16 protein-coding genes and 2 pseudogenes are annotated in these 17,219 nt (G+C 65.6%); 8 read left to right on the plus strand and 10 right to left on the minus strand.

Annotated features, from left to right (window positions below; genetic code table 11):
* Positions 1-43: 43 nt before the first annotated feature.
* Both FDW81_RS13505 and FDW81_RS13510 read right to left on the minus strand, forming a co-directional pair.
* A complete protein-coding gene (locus tag FDW81_RS13505; protein ID WP_171027211.1) occupies positions 44-988 on the minus strand; it encodes a metallophosphoesterase in 945 nt (314 codons plus the stop codon).
* Between the two features lie 5 nt (positions 989-993).
* A complete protein-coding gene (locus tag FDW81_RS13510; RefSeq protein WP_138134698.1) occupies positions 994-3,330 on the minus strand; it encodes a transglycosylase domain-containing protein in 2,337 nt (778 codons plus the stop codon).
* A gap of 37 nt (positions 3,331-3,367) precedes the next feature.
* Between FDW81_RS13510 and FDW81_RS13515 the strand changes: the two genes are divergently transcribed.
* From FDW81_RS13515 to FDW81_RS13525, 3 genes are read left to right on the plus strand one after another with little or no spacing between them, the layout of a single operon-like run.
* Complete coding sequence (locus tag FDW81_RS13515) at positions 3,368-3,523, plus strand: DUF4177 domain-containing protein (protein WP_003797879.1); 156 nt, start codon at positions 3,368-3,370, stop codon at positions 3,521-3,523.
* Between the two features lies 1 nt (position 3,524).
* Positions 3,525-4,049: a RidA family protein gene (locus tag FDW81_RS13520; protein ID WP_138134699.1), complete on the plus strand. Its 525-nt coding sequence runs from the start codon at positions 3,525-3,527 to the stop codon at positions 4,047-4,049.
* A 15-nt stretch (positions 4,050-4,064) separates the two neighbouring features.
* Entirely contained in the window at positions 4,065-4,976 is a 912-nt protein-coding gene (locus FDW81_RS13525; RefSeq protein WP_138134700.1) for an NUDIX hydrolase, read from the plus strand.
* Here FDW81_RS13525 and FDW81_RS18225 read toward each other — a convergent pair.
* Positions 4,973-5,161: a hypothetical protein gene (locus tag FDW81_RS18225; protein ID WP_138134701.1), complete on the minus strand. Its 189-nt coding sequence runs from the start codon at positions 5,159-5,161 to the stop codon at positions 4,973-4,975. The two genes, FDW81_RS13525 and FDW81_RS18225, sit on opposite strands and share 4 nt — an antisense overlap.
* Before the next feature lie 319 nt (positions 5,162-5,480).
* Positions 5,481-6,158, minus strand: coding sequence for a Crp/Fnr family transcriptional regulator (locus tag FDW81_RS13535; protein ID WP_138134702.1), 678 nt, complete (start codon positions 6,156-6,158; stop codon positions 5,481-5,483).
* A 186-nt stretch (positions 6,159-6,344) separates the two neighbouring features.
* Here FDW81_RS13535 and FDW81_RS13540 point away from each other — a divergent pair, with 186 nt between their 5' ends.
* On the plus strand, positions 6,345-7,529 hold the full coding sequence (locus FDW81_RS13540; protein ID WP_138134703.1) for a MarP family serine protease: 1,185 nt from the start codon (positions 6,345-6,347) through the stop codon (positions 7,527-7,529).
* 12 nt (positions 7,530-7,541) lie between these two features.
* Here the strand turns inward: FDW81_RS13540 and aroQ are convergent, their stop codons facing one another.
* Positions 7,542-8,003, minus strand: a complete 462-nt coding sequence (gene aroQ, locus FDW81_RS13545; RefSeq protein ID WP_138134704.1) for a type II 3-dehydroquinate dehydratase — start codon at positions 8,001-8,003, stop codon at positions 7,542-7,544.
* A gap of 78 nt (positions 8,004-8,081) precedes the next feature.
* A pseudogene (locus tag FDW81_RS13550) lies at positions 8,082-8,356 on the minus strand (alpha-galactosidase); the annotation flags it as partial.
* Between the two features lie 31 nt (positions 8,357-8,387).
* Here FDW81_RS13550 and FDW81_RS13555 point away from each other — a divergent pair.
* A pseudogene (locus FDW81_RS13555) lies at positions 8,388-8,679 on the plus strand (substrate-binding domain-containing protein); the annotation flags it as partial.
* A gap of 9 nt (positions 8,680-8,688) precedes the next feature.
* Here the strand turns inward: FDW81_RS13555 and FDW81_RS13560 are convergent.
* Entirely contained in the window at positions 8,689-9,489 is an 801-nt protein-coding gene (locus tag FDW81_RS13560; protein WP_138134705.1) for a DeoR/GlpR family DNA-binding transcription regulator, read from the minus strand.
* A gap of 91 nt (positions 9,490-9,580) precedes the next feature.
* Positions 9,581-11,605 carry an acetate--CoA ligase gene (gene acs / locus FDW81_RS13565; protein ID WP_138134771.1) on the minus strand — a complete coding sequence of 675 codons (2,025 nt, stop codon included), beginning with the start codon at positions 11,603-11,605 and terminating at the stop codon, positions 9,581-9,583.
* A gap of 409 nt (positions 11,606-12,014) precedes the next feature.
* Here acs and FDW81_RS13570 point away from each other — a divergent pair, with 409 nt between their 5' ends.
* From FDW81_RS13570 to FDW81_RS13580, 3 genes are all read left to right on the plus strand, one after another.
* On the plus strand, positions 12,015-13,424 hold the full coding sequence (locus FDW81_RS13570; RefSeq protein WP_138134706.1) for a hypothetical protein: 1,410 nt from the start codon (positions 12,015-12,017) through the stop codon (positions 13,422-13,424).
* Between the two features lie 66 nt (positions 13,425-13,490).
* Positions 13,491-14,285, plus strand: coding sequence for an endonuclease III (gene nth / locus FDW81_RS13575; RefSeq protein WP_138134772.1), 795 nt, complete (start codon positions 13,491-13,493; stop codon positions 14,283-14,285).
* Complete coding sequence (locus FDW81_RS13580; RefSeq protein WP_138134707.1) at positions 14,282-14,959, plus strand: CoA pyrophosphatase; 678 nt, start codon at positions 14,282-14,284, stop codon at positions 14,957-14,959. Before nth ends, FDW81_RS13580 begins: the two co-directional genes overlap by 4 nt.
* A gap of 2 nt (positions 14,960-14,961) precedes the next feature.
* On the opposite strand, the gene FDW81_RS13585 is transcribed toward FDW81_RS13580, so the two are convergent.
* Together FDW81_RS13585 and FDW81_RS13590 are read right to left on the minus strand one after the other, a co-directional pair.
* Positions 14,962-15,126 carry a YegP family protein gene (locus tag FDW81_RS13585; RefSeq protein ID WP_370279042.1) on the minus strand — a complete coding sequence of 55 codons (165 nt, stop codon included), beginning with the start codon at positions 15,124-15,126 and terminating at the stop codon, positions 14,962-14,964.
* A 195-nt stretch (positions 15,127-15,321) separates the two neighbouring features.
* Positions 15,322-17,040: a bifunctional 3'-5' exonuclease/DNA polymerase gene (locus FDW81_RS13590; RefSeq protein WP_138134709.1), complete on the minus strand. Its 1,719-nt coding sequence runs from the start codon at positions 17,038-17,040 to the stop codon at positions 15,322-15,324.
* Positions 17,041-17,219 lie beyond the last annotated feature (179 nt).

Below are 17,219 nucleotides of genomic sequence, written 5' to 3' on the forward strand. Positions count from 1 at the left end.
TTTATATGCTTGCCTAGTTTTGCATCCCGTAATAAAAAGTCCGTCAGGCAGGCGAGGTGAGGGTCAGCAGGACGGCTTCGGGTTTGCAGGCGATCCTTACCGGGGCGAAGCGGGAGGTGCCGATGCCGCCTGAGACGTTGACCGGCGTCGTACGTCCATTGTTGGTCCAGTCATTCAGGCCCTTTGCCCGCCACGCGGGCAGGTCGCAGTTGGACACGACGGCGCCGTAGCCGGGAATGCACAGCTGGCCGCCGTGGGTATGTCCCGCGAGCAGGAGGTCGGCGCCTTCTTCCGTGAAGTGGTCGAGCACCCGCTGGTAGGGCGCGTGCAGGACTGCCACTTTGAGGTGGTCGCTGGCATCCTGGTTCACGGTTCCGCGGGGCCAGCCGGCGTACTTTTCCCGTTTCAGGTGGGGATCGTCCACTCCTGAGAAATCAAACCGCATGCCGTTCAGGGCCAGGGATTGGTGGCGGTTGGTCAGATCCACCCAGCCGGCCATCCCGAAACCCGACCGCAGCCGCGGCCAGTCAAGCAGGTTGGCTTTCGGCTTTACCTTCGACGGGCCGAGCAGATATAGGGCCGGGTTTTTCAGGCTCGGCGCGAAGTAGTCGTTGGAACCGGGAACAAAGACGCCCGGAAACTCGAGAAGCGGGCGCAGGGCTGCCAGGAGGGGATCCACGGCTTTCGCGTGGCTCAGGTTGTCGCCGGTGTTCACCACCAGGTTCGGCTCCAGGTCGGCCAGGGACTGCAGCCAGGCCGCTTTCTTCTTCTGGCCAGGGACGAAGTGGATGTCGCTCAGGTGAAGAATGCGGAACGGGCTCTGTCCCGCCGGCAGGATGGGGAGCGTCTCCTCGCGGAGGACAAACTGGTTTTTTTCCCACAGGCCATACCCGAAGGCTGCCGCTCCGGCGGCTGCCCCGGTTCCGGCGGTGACGGCGAAGCCGCGCCCGATGCTTCGGGCGCGGCTGGCGAGGGTGCTGTCTGTCATTGGCACTAGTCGTCGTTGTTTCCGTTGCCGTTCCCGTTGCCATTGCCGCTCGGCTGGGGTGCGGGGGCGGGTTCTGCCGGCGCTGAGGGTGCAGGAGCCGGAGCCCGCGAAGCCCGCGGGGCCTGCGGTGTGGTCGTGCCGGGGGACGTGTTCCGCGTGCCGCCGCCGTTCAGCAGGTTGCTCGGCGGTGCCGGGAAGGGATCCGTGCCAAAGGCTGGGGCAATGCGGGACATGAAGTTCGAGAACATGGGACCGGCGATCATGTAACCGTCAATGCCCTTATAGAACTTTCCATTGACGGTGACATTCTGGCCGGGGCGGTCCTGGGCGCCCAAGGGGTCGCCGAACCAGGCGGCTGTTGCAAGACCGGTGGTGTGGCCAACAACCCAGGTGGACTCGTTGTTGTTGGACGTACCGGTTTTGGCTCCGATGGGGAAGTTGGTCCGGGTGGAGATCCGGGGCTGGATCAAAGACCCTGAGCCGCGGTTCAGCACTTCCTGAAGGGCGTAGTTCACGCCGCGGGCAACTTCGGGCCTGAGGGCATCGCGGCAGTTCGTGGACTGGGCCGGCAGCGTGGCGCCGGTCTGGTCCGTCACCGACGTAATCGCGATGGCTTCACAGAACTTCCCGTCATTCGCGAACGTTGCGAAGGCGCTGGCCATGGTCAGCGGGGACGTTTGCGTGGAACCCAGCAGGTTGCCCAGCAGGGACATGTCGATCTTCGGATTGGGCTCAGAACCGTCTGCCGAGGGGAGGCCGCTGTGGAGGCCGACCGAGTCAACCACCTTCTGGATGCCGCAGAAGTCCAGCTGTGCTGCCGAGGCAAAGGTGACAGTGTTGATCGAGTTGTAGAGACCCTCAAGGACCGAGAGTGGGCGGTACCACTGGGGTTCCGCGTTCTGGAGGTCGTCAGCTGTTCCGAGGCCCTGGTTCTTTTGGACGGTGCTGTAGCCGCCGGTCACCTTGCCGCAGGTGTGGCGCCAGGGGAAGCTCAGGGGGTAGACGCGCTGGGCCGAGTTCACCACGGTGTTCATGGACTTGCCCTCGTTGAGCCACTCGGCGAACGTGAACGGCTTCATGGTGGAGCCGGGCTGGGCGCCGCCCAGGCCGTTGAGGTCATTGCCGTCCTTGTCCAGCTTGTCCACGTTGAAGTTCACCTGCGAGTCGAAGGAGCCCTCGGCAGGCAGGAAGGTGGTGTTCTGCGCCATCGAAATGATCTTGCCGGAGTTCGGCTGCACGGACACCAGGGCAGCGCCCCACTTGTCCGGGTTGGCACCGGCGGAGGCGTTAACCTGCTCCTGGGCGGCAGCCTGGGCGTTCGGGTCAAGGGTTGTGGTGATGGTCAGGCCGCCGCCGTAGATCAGGCGCTTCCGCTCGTCAAGGTCAGCGCCGTAGGCGGGGTTGTTCTCCAGCAGGTGCAGGACGTAGTCACAGAAGTAGGGCGCGGTGGACGCGTACGCGCAGCCCTGGCGTGCCGGGGTGACCTTGGTCTCCACAGGGGTGGCGACGGCGGCATCGTAATCAGCCTGGGTGATTTTGCCCTGGTCCCGCATCAGGGTCAGAACCAGGTCGCGGCGCTGCTTGGAGCTCTCTGGATTGTTGATGGGGTCGAAGGCGGACGGGCTGTTGACCAACCCGGCCAGCAGCGCCGCCTGGGGGAGGGTGAGGTCCTTGGCAGTGGTGCTGAAGAAGAACTTGGAGGCAGCCTCCACCCCGTAGGCGTCGCGGTTGAAGAACACGATGTTCAGGTAGCCCTCAAGGATCTGCTCCTTGGAGAACTCCTTTTCCAGCGCAATGGCGAGCTTCATCTCGCGGAGCTTGTCGCCCACGCCCTTGTTGACACCGTTGAGCTTGATCTGGTCTTCGTTGCCCTCGGCGGCGAGGTTTGCGTTGAGGACGTTGTTCACGTACTGCTGGGTGATGGTGGATGCACCCTGCCTGTTGCCGCGGGCGGTGCTGACGAGCGCACGCAGGATACCCGTGGTGTCCACCCCGCCGTGCTCATAAAAACGGCTGTCCTCGACGGCGATGACAGCCTCTTTCATGAACGGCGAGATCTGGTCCAGGGCAACCTTCGTGCGGTTTTCCGTGTAGACGTTGGCGATCTCGCTGCCGTCAGCCGCCAGGATCCTGGTGGTCTGGTTGGGGGGATCCACCTTCAGTTCGGCGGGGAGGGTGTCGAAAAACTCGATCGAACCGCTGGCCGCACTGCCGGAAACTGCTGCCGCCGGAACCAGCAGGCCTGCTACCAGGACACCGCAAATTGCACTCACGCCAAGGAAGACAAGGATCTTACCGAGGGTGGTGGCAGTGTCGAATAATGGGTTCGTACGAGTCGCCATGTTTTCCACTTTACCGGCAAGGACTAGTCTTTCTCTCATGACCAAATGGGAGTACGCGACGATTCCGCTCATTATTCACGCCACAAAGCAGATTCTCGACCAGTGGGGAGACGACGGCTGGGAGCTGGTCCAGGTGGTCCCCGGACCCGACGGCAATGGCTTGGTCGCCTACCTCAAGAGGGAGAAGCAGTAGCATGAGCACCTCCGCAGAAGCCCAGTCTGCAGCACCTGTTTCCGCTGTTGAGCAGCGGCTTGCGGACCTCGGCCTCGCCCTTCCCGAGGTCGCCGCCCCTGTAGCCGCCTACGTCCCTGCCGTAATCTCCGGCAGCCACGTCTACACCTCCGGACAGCTGCCCTTCGTTAACGGGAAACTTCCGGCAACCGGGAAAGTGTCCGCCGGAACCGAAGGTTTCGCCGACGAACCCACCGTTTCTCCCGAGGACGCTCAGCGGTACGCAGCCATTTGCGCCGTGAACGCGCTGGCAGCCGTCAAGAGCGTCATCGGCGACCTTGACCGCATTACCCGCGTCGTCAAGGTTGTGGGATTCGTATCTTCGGACCCGTCCTTCACGGGGCAGCCGGGCGTCATCAACGGAGCCTCCGAACTGCTGGGACGCGTCCTCGGTGACGCGGGCCAGCACGCCCGTTCCGCCGTCGGCGTCTCCGTCCTGCCGCTCGATTCTCCGGTAGAGGTCGAACTGATAGCGGAATTCAGCTAGGGCCGGTCGTTTCCCTTGCCTCACCTCGCTCGACGGCTCTTTGCACTTCCCCAGGACCTTGAAGGGGCGGCACAGAGCTGGCTCGAACACGGCGAACGGACACCGCGGGCGGCCCGCCTGGCGTCCTCGGTGGTACTGCTGCGCGATTCCCCCACGGGACTGGAGACCTGGCTGGCTTACCGGCCAGGTTCCTCCCCGCTGGGGGTTCTTGCGTTTCCCGGCGGTTCGCTTGATGCAGCCGACGACGACGCCGTCGGCTGGCTGGGCCCGTCACCACAGCACTGGGCTGAGCAGATGGGAACGGATGACGTCGGGCTGGCGCGCCGGCACGTGCTGGGCGCCATCCGTGAACTCTTCGAGGAGACCGGCGTGCTGCTTGCCGGCCCCGATATGGCCAGCACGGTGGAAGCGACCTCAACGCCTGACTGGATGCGCGCCCGCCTGGCTGTTGCCGAGCAGGAAAAGACGTTCCCCGAAGTGCTGGCGAAGCGCGGCCTGTCAGTCCGGACCGACCTGTTGAAATCCCTGGTCAACTGGCGCACCCCGGACTTCGCCCACCGACGGTTCGACACCCGCTATTTCGCCGCAACCGTGCCGCTGAACCAGCAGCCCACCCTGCTTGAGGGCAAAGGAATCTGGGGCCGGTGGGTAAACGCTGCCGAGGTCATTGCCGGACGCAATACCACTTCGCTCGGCGACGAGGTGGGCCAGGAAAACACCGTGGGCCGCACCCTGGGGGAACTCCTGGTTCCCGGCTCTGAGATCATGCTCGAAAAGATGGCCATGGCCAACGGCTGCATCGCGTACCTGAGCTACAAGCGCAAGGCCCACGTCTACCAGCCGGTCCTGGTGGAAGAGGACGGCAAGCTGATGCTCGAGGTCGAAGCCGCCAAGACCACCCCTGACGACCCCCAGCGCGAACGCTAAATCCTGCGCAGGGTGGAATAGGGGCGGCTGGGCAGTGTTCCTGCACTCCAGGGCCGGAGAGAGGGTTCCGGAGGGATCTCACCGCGGCCGTCCCGGATCACCAGGACCACCGTCCCGGCTATGGCAGCCAAAGACGCAAGGCCCAGCAGAATTAACAAGACAGCCAGAGCCACAGACATCGCCATGCACCTCTGGTCTGATTTTACCGCCGGACGGCCCTTCAGTGGCGTGGCTGGCCCCGGGACGCTCTCTCACTTAACGCGGCTTTCCCGGCAACGCTCGATCACTTCCCGGGTGTTTTCCGGCAACGCTCGATCACTTCCCGGGTGTTCCTTGGCAACGCTTCCGCACCTGGCTGCCCGTGCCTCCGATGCGGTGCGAGAGGGAATGGGAAAAACTGACAGTAAGTGAAAGAACGTTCGCAAAAAACGCGCAGGATGGGAGAGAGCGTCAGGGCATCAAACGCAAAAAGGCCGCCCCGGGGGGCGGCCTTTGCTGAAGCGATTAGCGGGAGCGCTGGCGGAGGCGCTGCATGTCCAGGATGACGACGGCGCGGGCTTCCAGGCGCAGCCAGCCGCGCTGGACGAACTCGGCAAGCGCCTTGTTGACGGTCTCGCGGGACGCGCCAACCAGCTGGGCCAGCTCTTCCTGGGTGAGCTCGTGGGCCACCAGGACTCCGTCCGTGGCCGGGCGGCCGAAGCGGTCGGCGAGGTCCAGCAGCGCCTTGGCCACTCGACCGGGAACATCGGAGAACACGAGGTCGGACAGGGAATCGTTGGTGCGGCGCAGGCGGCGGGCCAAGGCCTGCAGCAGCTGCGCAGAGACCTCAGGACGGCTGCGGAGGAGGTTGTTCAGGCTCTCGTTCTTGAGTCCGGCCAGGCGGGTCTCGGAAACAGCCGTTGCCGTTGCGGTGCGGGGGCTCGGATCGAAGAGGGCCATCTCGCCGAACAGTTCACCCGGGCCCAGGATGGCCAGGAGCGATTCCCGGCCGTCGGGGGAGGTGCGTCCCAGCTTCACCTTGCCGGACACGATGAAGTACAGCTGATCACCTTGGTCGCCCTCGCGGAATACCGATGCGCCGCGGGACAGGTCCACCTCGGTGAGCTCGTCCGTCAGCAGACGGAATGCGTCGTCGTCGAGCGTGGCGAAAAGGGGTGCTCGGCGCAGTACCTCGATGTCCATAAAATCTCCTGAGTAAAAAGTATCGGCTGTGGCGCTTGTGCCATTGTTTCAGAATTTTCAATGTTCTGTGACGAACTTGGCAGGCAAGACGCCGCGGGGGGAGGCCTCGGGGGCGGCAGCAACCCACAGTTTATTGTCAGAGTCGGCCCTTAGAATGAAGGTTCAACTGCTTAATAAGGAGCCCTCGTGGTCGGCTTGACTGTCCTGGACCTGATCCTGATCCTGGCGCTGCTGTCCTACCTGGTTTACGGGCTGCGCAATGGATTCCTTGTGACAGCCGGGGGCATCGCAGGATTCGCGGCCGGGGCCGTGGCTGCGTTTTTCGCAGTTCCCCTGGTGAGCGGGTTTGTGCAGGACTCGGGGTGGCGGCTGACCGCCATCGTCGCGGCCGCCGTCGTACTGGTGGTCCTGGGGCATGGCCTTGGAACCATGGTGGGGCGAAGCATTCGCGGAGTGATGCGGATCCGGCCTTTGCGTGCGGTTGACCGGCTGGTTGGCGGTGCCGTGAACTTGGTGGTTTCCGCGCTGGTCATGTCCATGCTGGCCTTCAGTATCAGTTCCCTGGGCGTGCCGTTTGTGTCCCAGCAGCTGGCAGAGTCCCGCGTGATCCGATTCATTGACGGGCTGACTCCCGACCCCGTCAAAGCCACCATGGCGCAGCTGCGTTCCACGGTGATCGGCAACGGCATCCCCACGCTGCTGGAGGGCCTGGAGCAGGGGCCCGCGGTACCCGTACCAAATGCCAGCACCGACACTCCAGCCCTGAACCGGGCCGCCGAGTCAGTGGTGAGGATCGCGGGAACCGCCTACCAGTGCGGCCAGAACCAGACAGGCACGGGGTTCGTGGTTTCGGAGGACCGCGTGGTCACCAATGCGCATGTAGTGGCGGGCGTGTCGGAGCCAGTGGTGGAGATGTCCGACGGCGGCGCAATGCCCGGGCGGGTGGTCTACTTCGACACCAAGCACGATCTTGCGGTGCTGGCAGTGGAGGATCTTCCAGCGGGTCCGCTTGCCTTGAGCCCAGACCTCCCCGGCGGTAGTCCTGCCGCCTTTGCCGGCTACCCGCATGGCGGCCCCTTCCAGTCAAGGCCCGCCACGGTCCAGGACATCACCACTGTGCTGGTGCCGGACATCTACGGCAGCAACGCGTCGCCGGAGGAAATCTACCGGCTTGCCGGAGACGTGGAGCCGGGAAACTCGGGCGGGCCGCTGCTGACCATGGAAGGTCAGGTTGCCGGCGTGATCTTCGCAAAGGCCACCGCGGATACGGACATGGGATTCGCCATCACCATGGACGACCTGAATCCCGTCGCTTCGCAGGCGGCGTCCCTGTCTTCGCCCGTGTCCTCCGGGCAGTGCATCCAAAAATAGGTCCGTGCGCCGCTAGAGGACCTCTGCCAGATAGTCGATGGCCAGCTTGTAGCCGAGCACACCTGCGCCCACGATGACCGCGGCGCAGACAGGCGACAGGTAGGAGTGGTGACGGAATTCCTCCCGCTGGTGCACGTTGGTGATGTGAACCTCGACGGCGGGAAGCTGCACCGCCGCGAGGGCGTCACGGAGTGCCACTGAGGTGTGCGTGAAAGCGCCGGCGTTGATGACGATGCCCGCTGCATTGTTCCTGGCTGCGTGGATGACATCGAGCAGGACGCCCTCGTGGTTGGACTGGACGCACTCCACCGCCAAGCCGTGCGTTTTGGCCGCTTCCGCCGCCAGCTGCTCCACGTCCGCCAGCGTTGACGTGCCGTACTTCTCCGGCTCTCGGGTTCCCAGAAGGTTCAGGTTGGGTCCGTTGACCACCAGGATGGTGCGGCTGCCGGCGATTTCGGTGGAGGCTTCAGTCATGGATGCCAATCTAGCGGCTGGGCCCCGCCGCCGCGCATTCTTACGTGTGGAATGCGCGGCAACGGGCAAGGGCCGTGCCTAGAGAGCGGTCACCTGCAGCAGCAGGGCGTGCTCGGGATTGAGGATGGGCATGGGCAGTCCCACCTCGGCGAGGAATGTACCGTTGGCCACGGCACCCTCCGCAAGCCACACGGGCGGCTGTGTTTGGGTGAAGGTGTGGCCGAAATCAGCGTCTTCAGGAGTGGGGAAGGCCACCTGCCCCGGTAGCTTCGCTCCGCCTCGAGCCCCGGGATGCCAATGCGTCCCGGTGCCTCGGCCGCAGAGGAGCGGGTGCTGACCAAGGCGAACAGGGCGGGCCCCTTCCGCCCTGACCAGGAGCGCAGGACCCGCCCCGGAGGTTATGTTGCGGGACAGCGGCTGCTCGCCTCGATCAACAGGCCAACAGCCATTTTCGCCACCTCTGACATGCATCCCGGGTGACATTGCCGTGGCTTCTTTTGATGCTTCCGCAGAATCCGAACACTCCTGGCCCCCGCTGGCCACTGTGGAGCAGCCGGTGACCGCCATGGCGGAAGCAGCGGTTGCAGCACTTGTGGGTGCAAGCCGGGGCGAGGAGCCCCGGCACCGCATCTTCCCAACGAAGCTGAACGTGCGCCAGTCCTGCGGCTGCCCCTAGTAAGGCCCCTCAGGAAGCTTCGCGCACAGCTGCCAGCCGCAGCCGGCCCACCCGATCCTGAAGGATGCGCTGGGCCTCCGTGCCCAGGCCGGGGTCGCTGATCACCTCGTCCACATCATCGAGTGACGCGATGGAACTGATGCCCAGCATCCCCCACTTCGTGTGGTCAGCCAGGACCACGGTCTTGCGGGCCGCCGCCACAAAGGCCCGGTCCGTTTCCGCCTCCAAAAGGTTGGGGGTGGTGAAACCCGCCTGGGCATCCATCCCGTGGACGCCGAGGAAGAGGATGTCCAGGTGCAGCTGCTTCAGGGCGCCGGTGGCGATGGGTCCCACCAAGGCGTCCGACGGTGTACGCTCGCCGCCGATCAGGATCACCGTTGATGTGTAGCGGGCCGAACCGGACGATGCCGCATGGTGGAACAGGTCCGCGATCCGCACCGAGTTGGTCACCACGGTGATTCTGGGGCCGCCGGCCAGCTCCTTCGCCAGCGCCCACGTGGTGGTTCCCGCGCTCAGGCCCACGGCCATGCCCTCCGTTACCAGCCCGGCCGCCTCCACCGCAATGGCCCGCTTCTCGACGGTCAGCTGGGTGGACTTCAGCTCGAACCCGGGCTCATGCGTGCTGGCATCACCGGGCAGCTTGGCGCCGCCGTGGATCCGCTCCAGCCGGCCGCCCTCCTCCAGCACCTCGATGTCACGGCGGACCGTCATCAGCGAAACGCCGAGCTGCTGCGCAAGATCCGAGACACGCACAACCCGCTCGCGCTGAAGTGCGTCCAAAATGGCCTCATGGCGTGCGACGGCGAGCATCCGGGCTGGTCCTTCGGGCAGGGGACAGGTCTGCTCCCAGCATACGGCGACGGCGGCACCCAAGGCGGGCGCCGCCGTCGTCCAGGAATTGCTACTTCCTGAGGGAAGCTGCGATCTGTTGCATGATCGTGGGGTCGGAGAGGGTCGTGGCGTCGCCCGGGTCGCGGCCTTCGGCTACGTCCTTGAGGAGGCGGCGCATGATCTTCCCGGAGCGGGTCTTCGGCAGTTCGGGGACCACGAGGATGTTCTTCGGCTTGGCAATGGGCCCGATCTCCTTGCCCACGTGGTTGCGGAGTTCCTGGACGATGTCATCACCGGAATCCACGGCGTCACCGCGGAGGATGACGAACGCGACGACGGCCTGGCCGGTGGTTTCGTCGGCGGCACCGACGACGGCGGCCTCGGCCACGGCAGGGTGGGACACCAGGGCTGACTCGATCTCCGTGGTGGAGAGCCGGTGCCCGGAGACGTTCATGACGTCGTCCACGCGGCCCAGCAGCCAGATGTCCCCGTCCTCGTCCTTCTTGGCGCCGTCACCGGCGAAGTACATGCTCTCGAAGCGGGACCAGTATGTGGCTTTGAACCGCTCCGGGTCACCCCAGATGCCGCGCAGCATGGCCGGCCACGGCTCACGGATCACCAGGAACCCGCCATGCCCGTTCGGCACGGACTCGCCCATTTCGTCGACGACGTCCACGGCAATGCCGGGCAGCGGCACCTGGGCCGACCCCGGCTTGGTTGCCGTGACCCCGGGGAGGGGCGCGATCATCTGGGCGCCAGTTTCGGTCTGCCACCAGGTGTCCACGATGGGGGTCTTATCCCCACCGATGACCTTCCGGTACCACATCCAGGCTTCGGGATTGATGGGTTCACCCACCGAACCGAGCACGCGAAGTGCGGAGAGGTCGTACTTGTCCGGGATCTCGCGGCCCCACTTCATGAAGGTACGGATGGCCGTGGGCGCGGTGTAGAGGATGGAGACCTTGTACTTTTCGATGATTTCCCACCAGCGGCCCTGGTGCGGGGAATCGGGCGTGCCTTCGTACATGACCTGCGTTGCGCCGTTGATGAGCGGGGCGTAGGTGACGTAGGAGTGGCCGGTGACCCATCCGACGTCGGCCGTGCACCAGTAGACGTCCGTCTCGGGGTGCAGGTCGAACACCGCCTTGTGGGTGTAGGCGGTCTGGGTGAGGAACCCGCCGGTGGTGTGCAGGATGCCCTTGGGCTTGCCGGTGGTGCCAGAGGTGTACAGGATGAAGAGCGGGTGCTCGGAATCATGCCCGACGGCGGTGTGCTCGGCGGAGGCAGCGTCCACGGTGTCCGCCCACCAGTGGTCCCGGCCCTCATGCCAGTCCACGTCCTGGCCGTTACGCTTGACCACCACCACGTTCTGAACGGTGTGGCCCTCTTTCGCAAGGGCTTCGTCGACGGCGGGCTTCAGGGCGCTGGGCTTGCCGCGGCGGTAGGTGCCGTCAGCGGTCACCACCAGCTTGGCCTCGGCGTCATCGATGCGGGAGCGAAGCGCATCGGCGGAGAACCCGCCGAACACCACCGAGTGCACCGCACCGATCCGGGCGCAGGCCAGCAGCGTGATGACGGCCTCCGGGATCATGGGCAGGTACACGGCCACCCGGTCGCCCTTCGCCACACCCAGGGACTCGAAGGCGTTGGCGGCCTTTTTCACTTCTTCGGTCAGCTGCTCGTAGGTGTAGGTACGGGTGTCCCCGGGCTCGCCCTCGAAGTAAATGGCCACCCGCTCCCCCAGCCCGTTCTCCACGTGACGGTCCAGCGCGTTGTAGGCGGCGTTGACCTCACCGCCCACGAACCACTTGGCGAATGGCGGGTTGGACCAATCAAGGGCCTGGTCGAAATCCCTGCTCCAGGTCAGCAGCTCGCGGGCCTTCTTTGCCCAGAACGCCGGCCGGTCGGCGTCGGCCTCCTCATACTCCGCAGCGGTAACAACGGCGTTCGCAGCGAACTCGGGCGTGGGCGGGAAGGCGCGGGTCTCATGCAGCAGGTTTTCGAACGCGTCGCCGTGTGCCTCGCCCTGCTGGGCGGCACCTGCCGACGCGGTTGCGGAAGCGGTTGCTACGACGCCTGTGGTGTCCTGGGACATGTGAACCTCATCATTCATCGATCTTTGCTGGGCGGGACATTCGCCACCGGCCGGGGCTTCGGCGCCTGCACGGCGTCGGGCACCGGCTGGTCACGGACATTCCGCAAAGAGCTGTTCCGGAATCAAGACTAATGCTTGACCGCCGCTGATGTGTGCGGTGTCACAGAGTGGCCCGTGAACGGCATTTATTAAGCGGTGAATGGTCTGCGAGGCGGCCCGGACAAGCCCTTGCCGGCGCTGCCCGGCTAGTGATCAGCCTGGCTGTTGACTAGGCTGAGATGGAATTGTGACTTCACTGCGGACCGCTGTGGCCAGGCATCACAAGGGCCTCGCCGCACCGGAACCGCCGTCAAGGCGGCACCATACAGGGGCATTCCGGCCCCGGTGCCGCCACGCTAAGGAGAGCAGAATGAACCAGCAGAGCTACGGCCAGAAGAGCGGCCCCGAGACAGCAGGTTCCGGGCAGGGCACCGGACCGGCTGAGGGGGCAGGCCCCCAGGCCGCCGGGGGCACCGCCCTCAAGGGAGGCAAGGCTGGGAACGCCAACGAGGCAGTGCTCGGCCCGTTCACTATCCGGGACCTTGCGGTGTTCGGCGGCACCCTGATCCTCTTCGTGGCCTCGCTGCTGCCGATCTTTGGTGCCCGTTACAACCTGTGGAATCTTAACAATCTCTTCTTCCTGGGGCTGGGCATCATCCTGCCCCTGATCGTCAGCGCACTCTTCGCCGCCCGCAGGCTGGCTCCCGCCACGAAGATTCGGATCGGTTCCCTTTCCATCGACCAGTTCGCCTCAGTGGTGGCTTCCTTCGCCGTGGCCTTCTTCTTCCTTTCCGTGGCCGCAGCCTACGTCCCCAGCTTCCTGGTGGGCCTGGTGGGTTCGCTGGTCCTGTTTGCCGCAACGGTGCTGGGCCGCTTCCTGCCCTACATTTCCGCAGACTTCCAGGACCGCGCCGAAGTCCCGGCACATGTGGTGGCCCGTGAAGCTGCTGTCCCCGTCCAGAAGCCCCGGGCTCCCAAAAAGCCGAAGGTGGAGTCCGCTTCAAAAGCATCAGGATTCGGCTCCAAAGTGCTGTCCGGTGGCGGGCTGTTCGGGGGAGCAGGGGCAGGGTCCTCGGCAGTTGAGTCCGGTTCTGCCCAGCCTGGCTCCGAGCCCGGTCCGGCAGTGCATGCCGGTCCGGCAGTACATGCACATTCGGCCGGACAGGCAGTGTCCGCCGGGCGGGCCGGGGCAGCGGCTGCGCCCGCCACGGCAGCAATTCCCAGCACGGCCCCGCCCGTTTCCACCGCTCCCGAGGTGTCCGACCGGACTCCCTCCGGTGACCCCGGACCCGCAACCCAGGCAGCCGACGTCGTAAGCCCTTCCGCAACACCCGCTGCCGAAGAAACCCAGCTGGGCGACATTCCGGCCACAGGCACTGGAAGCTCCCTAGCCTCTGGCGGCAACCACGACGGCGGCGCGCGGCAGTCTGCCCCGTCCGGCCAGGCTGCCGGTTCCCGGCAGAGCGGTCAGGGCAGCTGGGAGCCGCCGGCCGCCACCGCTGTGCATCCGCAGATCCGTACCGAGGAGCCGATCGGGGCGACGGTGGATCCATCCAGCCGCCCGGAGGAGCCGGAAGACCAGCCCATTCACGAAGCTTTCTGGTTTGCGGTCGCACAGCACCGCACCGCCTATGACCCCCGCACCGGCGCACCCGCGTTCGTGATTGAGCCGGGCGGCTGGGTTCTGGCCCTGGAGGACCGCGGCCACGAGTTCCTGGTACAGCACACCGACGGGCGATTGGGCGTCCTGCGGGATCTCAGCAACATCGAGCGCGGCTGACCCATGGCCTTGCCCCGGGTCCCGAAGGCCGGCGGAGTCAGGGCCTCCGCCGGCCAGTCCGCGGGAATGCCCGTGGTCTCCTCCGAATCGGTTCTGGCCCTGAAGCGGCGGGCCCGGCGGATCCACCGGGCGCTGGCCGATAAGTACCCCTACGCCCACGCCGAACTCGATTTCCGCAACCCGTTCGAACTGCTCGTGGCAACGGTCCTGTCCGCCCAGACCACCGACGTCACCGTGAACCAGGTAACCAAGGTGCTGTTCTCCCGGTATCCGGATGCCAGGTCCCTGGCAGAGGCGGACCCCGTGGAGCTTGAAACAATCCTAAAGCCCACCGGGTTCTTCCGGGCCAAGTCTAGGAATGTCATTTCGCTCTGCACCCGCCTGGTGGACGACTTCAACGGCGTGGTCCCGGGGCGGCTGGAGGAGCTGGTCACGCTGCCGGGTGTGGGACGCAAAACCGCCAACGTGGTGCTGGCCAACGCTTTCGGCATTCCTGGCATCTCCGTGGACACGCACTTCGCCCGGCTGGCGAAAAGGTTTGGCTGGACCCAGTCTGAGGACCCGGTGCAGATTGAACAGGACGTGGCCGCGCTGTTCGAGCGCAAGGACTGGACCATGCTGTCCCACCGGGTGATTTTCCACGGGAGGCGGGTGTGCCATGCGCGGAAGCCGGCCTGCGGCGCCTGCCCTGTTGCCACCTGGTGCCCCAGCTACGGGCTGGGAGAGACCGACCCCGGGAAGGCGGCGAAGCTGCTGAAGTACGAGCTCTCGCCCGGAAGCGAGGCGCTGCTGGAGCAGTTGCTCAAGGAAAGCCACCGCGCGGCGGAGATCCGGATGGAATCGCAGAAGAGGAGCACATGAGCGCCCGCGACGACCTGCTCCGGCTGGTCCGCCGGGCAGAGTCCGGAGCGGCCGCCGCTCCGGATCCGCTGTGGGCCGCGCTGACGGTAGACGCAGCGGTGGCCCGGAAAGCGGCTGTGCTAATGCTTTTTGGGGCCCTTGATGACGTCCCCGCAGCCTCCGGCAAGCCGCTGGCCCCCGCCGACCTTGATATCCTGCTTCTGGAACGTGCGCATACTCTGGGCTCGCACCCTGGCCAGGTGGCGTTTCCGGGCGGCGCCATTGACTTTCGGGAAACGCCTGTTCAGGCGGCCTTGCGCGAGGCCGAAGAGGAGACCGGGCTCGACGCCGGCGGCGTGGAAGTTTTGGGCTGCCTGCAGGAGCTGGGCCTTGCGCACAGCAACTTTCTGGTCACGCCCGTGCTTGCGTGGTGGCGCTCGCCCTCGCCCATCCGTGTAGTGGATTACGCCGAGTCCGCCCAGGTTTTCCGGGTCCCCGTCAGGGATCTGCTGGACCCGGATAACCGCGTGATGGCCACTGTGCATCGCGCCGGCCGCAGCTTCGACAGCCCTGCCTTCACCGTTAATGGCGTGGTGGTGTGGGGGTTCACAGGAATTGTTTTGAACGGGCTGTTCGAACAGCTGGGCTGGTCCGTTCCGTGGGACCGGAGCCGGCGCCACACCGTGGGCGTGTAGCGTCAGGCTTGTTGCTGGCGGAGATCCACAACGACGCCGGTTGCGGCGTTTTCGCGCATCGCCTTTACTCCTTCAAGCAGTGAATTCAGTGACTTGAAGTTTGGTGATACGGCCACCGTGTTGCCTTCTGCGTCGGTGAGCCGGAGCCGGTACGACTCGTCTCCCACTCGATGTATTTCAAACCTGCCCGCCATATGCCGGGACCTCCCCTGGTGTGCGTCTTTGCATCAGCCTGCCGACCGCTTTGCCTCAGTCACTATGAACTGTAACGCCCGTCACGCGGCATGGTCGAGCTACTCCCGGGTAGGTTACTTCAGTAGTCACGGCCCCGGACATCACAGACTCTTCAGGCGCTGAACTGGCTACTTGGCTTGGTCATAGGAATCGACGACGGCGACGCTTACCGGGAATTCGACAGGTATGGGGCCGAACAGTAGCTCCTTGGCAGTGCTGGCTGCGTCTTCGATGGCCTTGATGCAGGCGTCAACCGCTTCCACCGGCGCATGCACCATCACTTCGTCATGCAGGAAGAAGACGAGCTCCGCCCTGCCCCCGCCCTCCTCACGGAGGGTGCGCAGCTGCCGTCGTAATTCCGCGAGCCAGCACGCCGCCCAGTCAGCGGCCGAACCCTGGACGACGAAATTACGGGTGAAACGTCCCCGCGCCCGGGCAATGGATTCCGCCCGGCGCTGCTCTTCCGCGGTGGTGGAACGCTGGCTCTGGGACCATCGTTCCGACGGCGGCGGGCTGCTCCGGCCCAACCTTGTGGTGACGGTCCCGCCGGCCTCACCGGTGCGCGCCGCCTGTTCCACGAACTCGACTGCCCGCGGATAGGTCCGGGCGAGCTGCGGCATGAGGCGGCCGGCCTCGCCTGAGGTGGCGCCGTACATGGCCCCGAGCAAAGCCGTCTTTGCTTTCGCCCGGTCTCCGCCGAACCCCGTGGCGGCGATGCCTGCGTAGAGGTCCTGGTCCCTGGCCGCCTCCGCCATGGAAGAGTCCCGGGCGAGGGCCACCAGGACACGCGGTTCCAGCTGGGAGGCATCGGCGACGATCAGCTTGCAGCCGGGGTTAGCGTGGACTGCACCACGAATCTGGCGCGGTATCTGCAGGGCCCCTCCGCCGCGGGAGGCCCAGCGGCCGGAGACCACTCCACCCACCACGTATTCCGGCCGGAATCTGCCGCCGGCCACCCAGGCGTCCAGCCAGGACCACCCATTGGCCGTATGCAGGCGGGAAAGCTGTTTGTAGGCCAGCAGCGGCTCGATGGCGGGGTGGCTGGATTCCCGCAGCTCCCACTTCCGCGTGCTTTTGACCTCGATGCCGTTGCGGTGCAGTGCCCGCATCAGCTCCTGGGGGGAATCCGGATTCAACGTTGGCGAGTTCAGGAGCCCGCGCAGTTCCTGGTTCAGCGCCTCAAGTTTTGCTGGGCGGTGGCCTAGGGCTGGGCGGGGGCCAAGGTGGTCCGCGAGGATCTGCTCGTGCAGGTCCTCCCGCCACGGGACGCCGGCGTGCTGCATTTCCGCCGCAATAATCGCGGCGGCCGATTCAGCTGCAAGGAGGAGCTGCAGTCGGCTCCGCTGGTTCTCCTCCTGGCTGACCGCGGCCAGCGCCGTCTGCTGGGCTGCGTATTCGGCGCGAAGTTCTTCCAGGGTATGCCGTCTACCGGGACCGGGTGAGGGAGCCTCGAAGAGGGCGGCCTGCTCCGCCGGAGGTGGCGGTGGCTGCAGTGCTTTGGGTGGCAGCAGCGGGTCCTCAACGGTGCTCCGGTCCGCGTTCCTGGCATAGCCGGTGCGTCCGGCAAACTGCGAGAATGCAAGGATGCTGCCGCACAGGCTCAGGTCGTAGCACCTCTCCAGTTCGACGCCGGCAGCGAGCAGGCCGGGGTACCAGTCCTGGGTGCGGTGCCAGATCCATCGGGGCGGCAGACCGTCGCGCCGGCGCTGTTCCAAACCGCGGACGACGGCGGGCAGCTCGCCCGCGCCGATAATCCTGGGTTCCGGGGCGGCGGGCACAGGCTGCCCGGCCTGGGTGACTTCCTGCAGCGCCGCACCGGATGGATGGGCGGCGAGCAGCAGGTACATGGGTCCTATTCTGCCTTGTTTTCGGGGTGTGCCAGCGCCCCTTTGCGGCCCTGGAAGTGGTACCGCCAATACCCAAAGCCCTGGTTTTTTTCCACATACGGCGATGGCCCTCTGCCGGCTTCTCCTGCCGGGGCGGAGAGTGGCTCCATGAGCAGGCATCAGCTAATTCCCTCCCATCC

The organism is Pseudarthrobacter sp. NamB4 (genome assembly GCF_005796185.1).
Classification (GTDB): Bacteria; Actinomycetota; Actinomycetes; order Actinomycetales; family Micrococcaceae; genus Arthrobacter.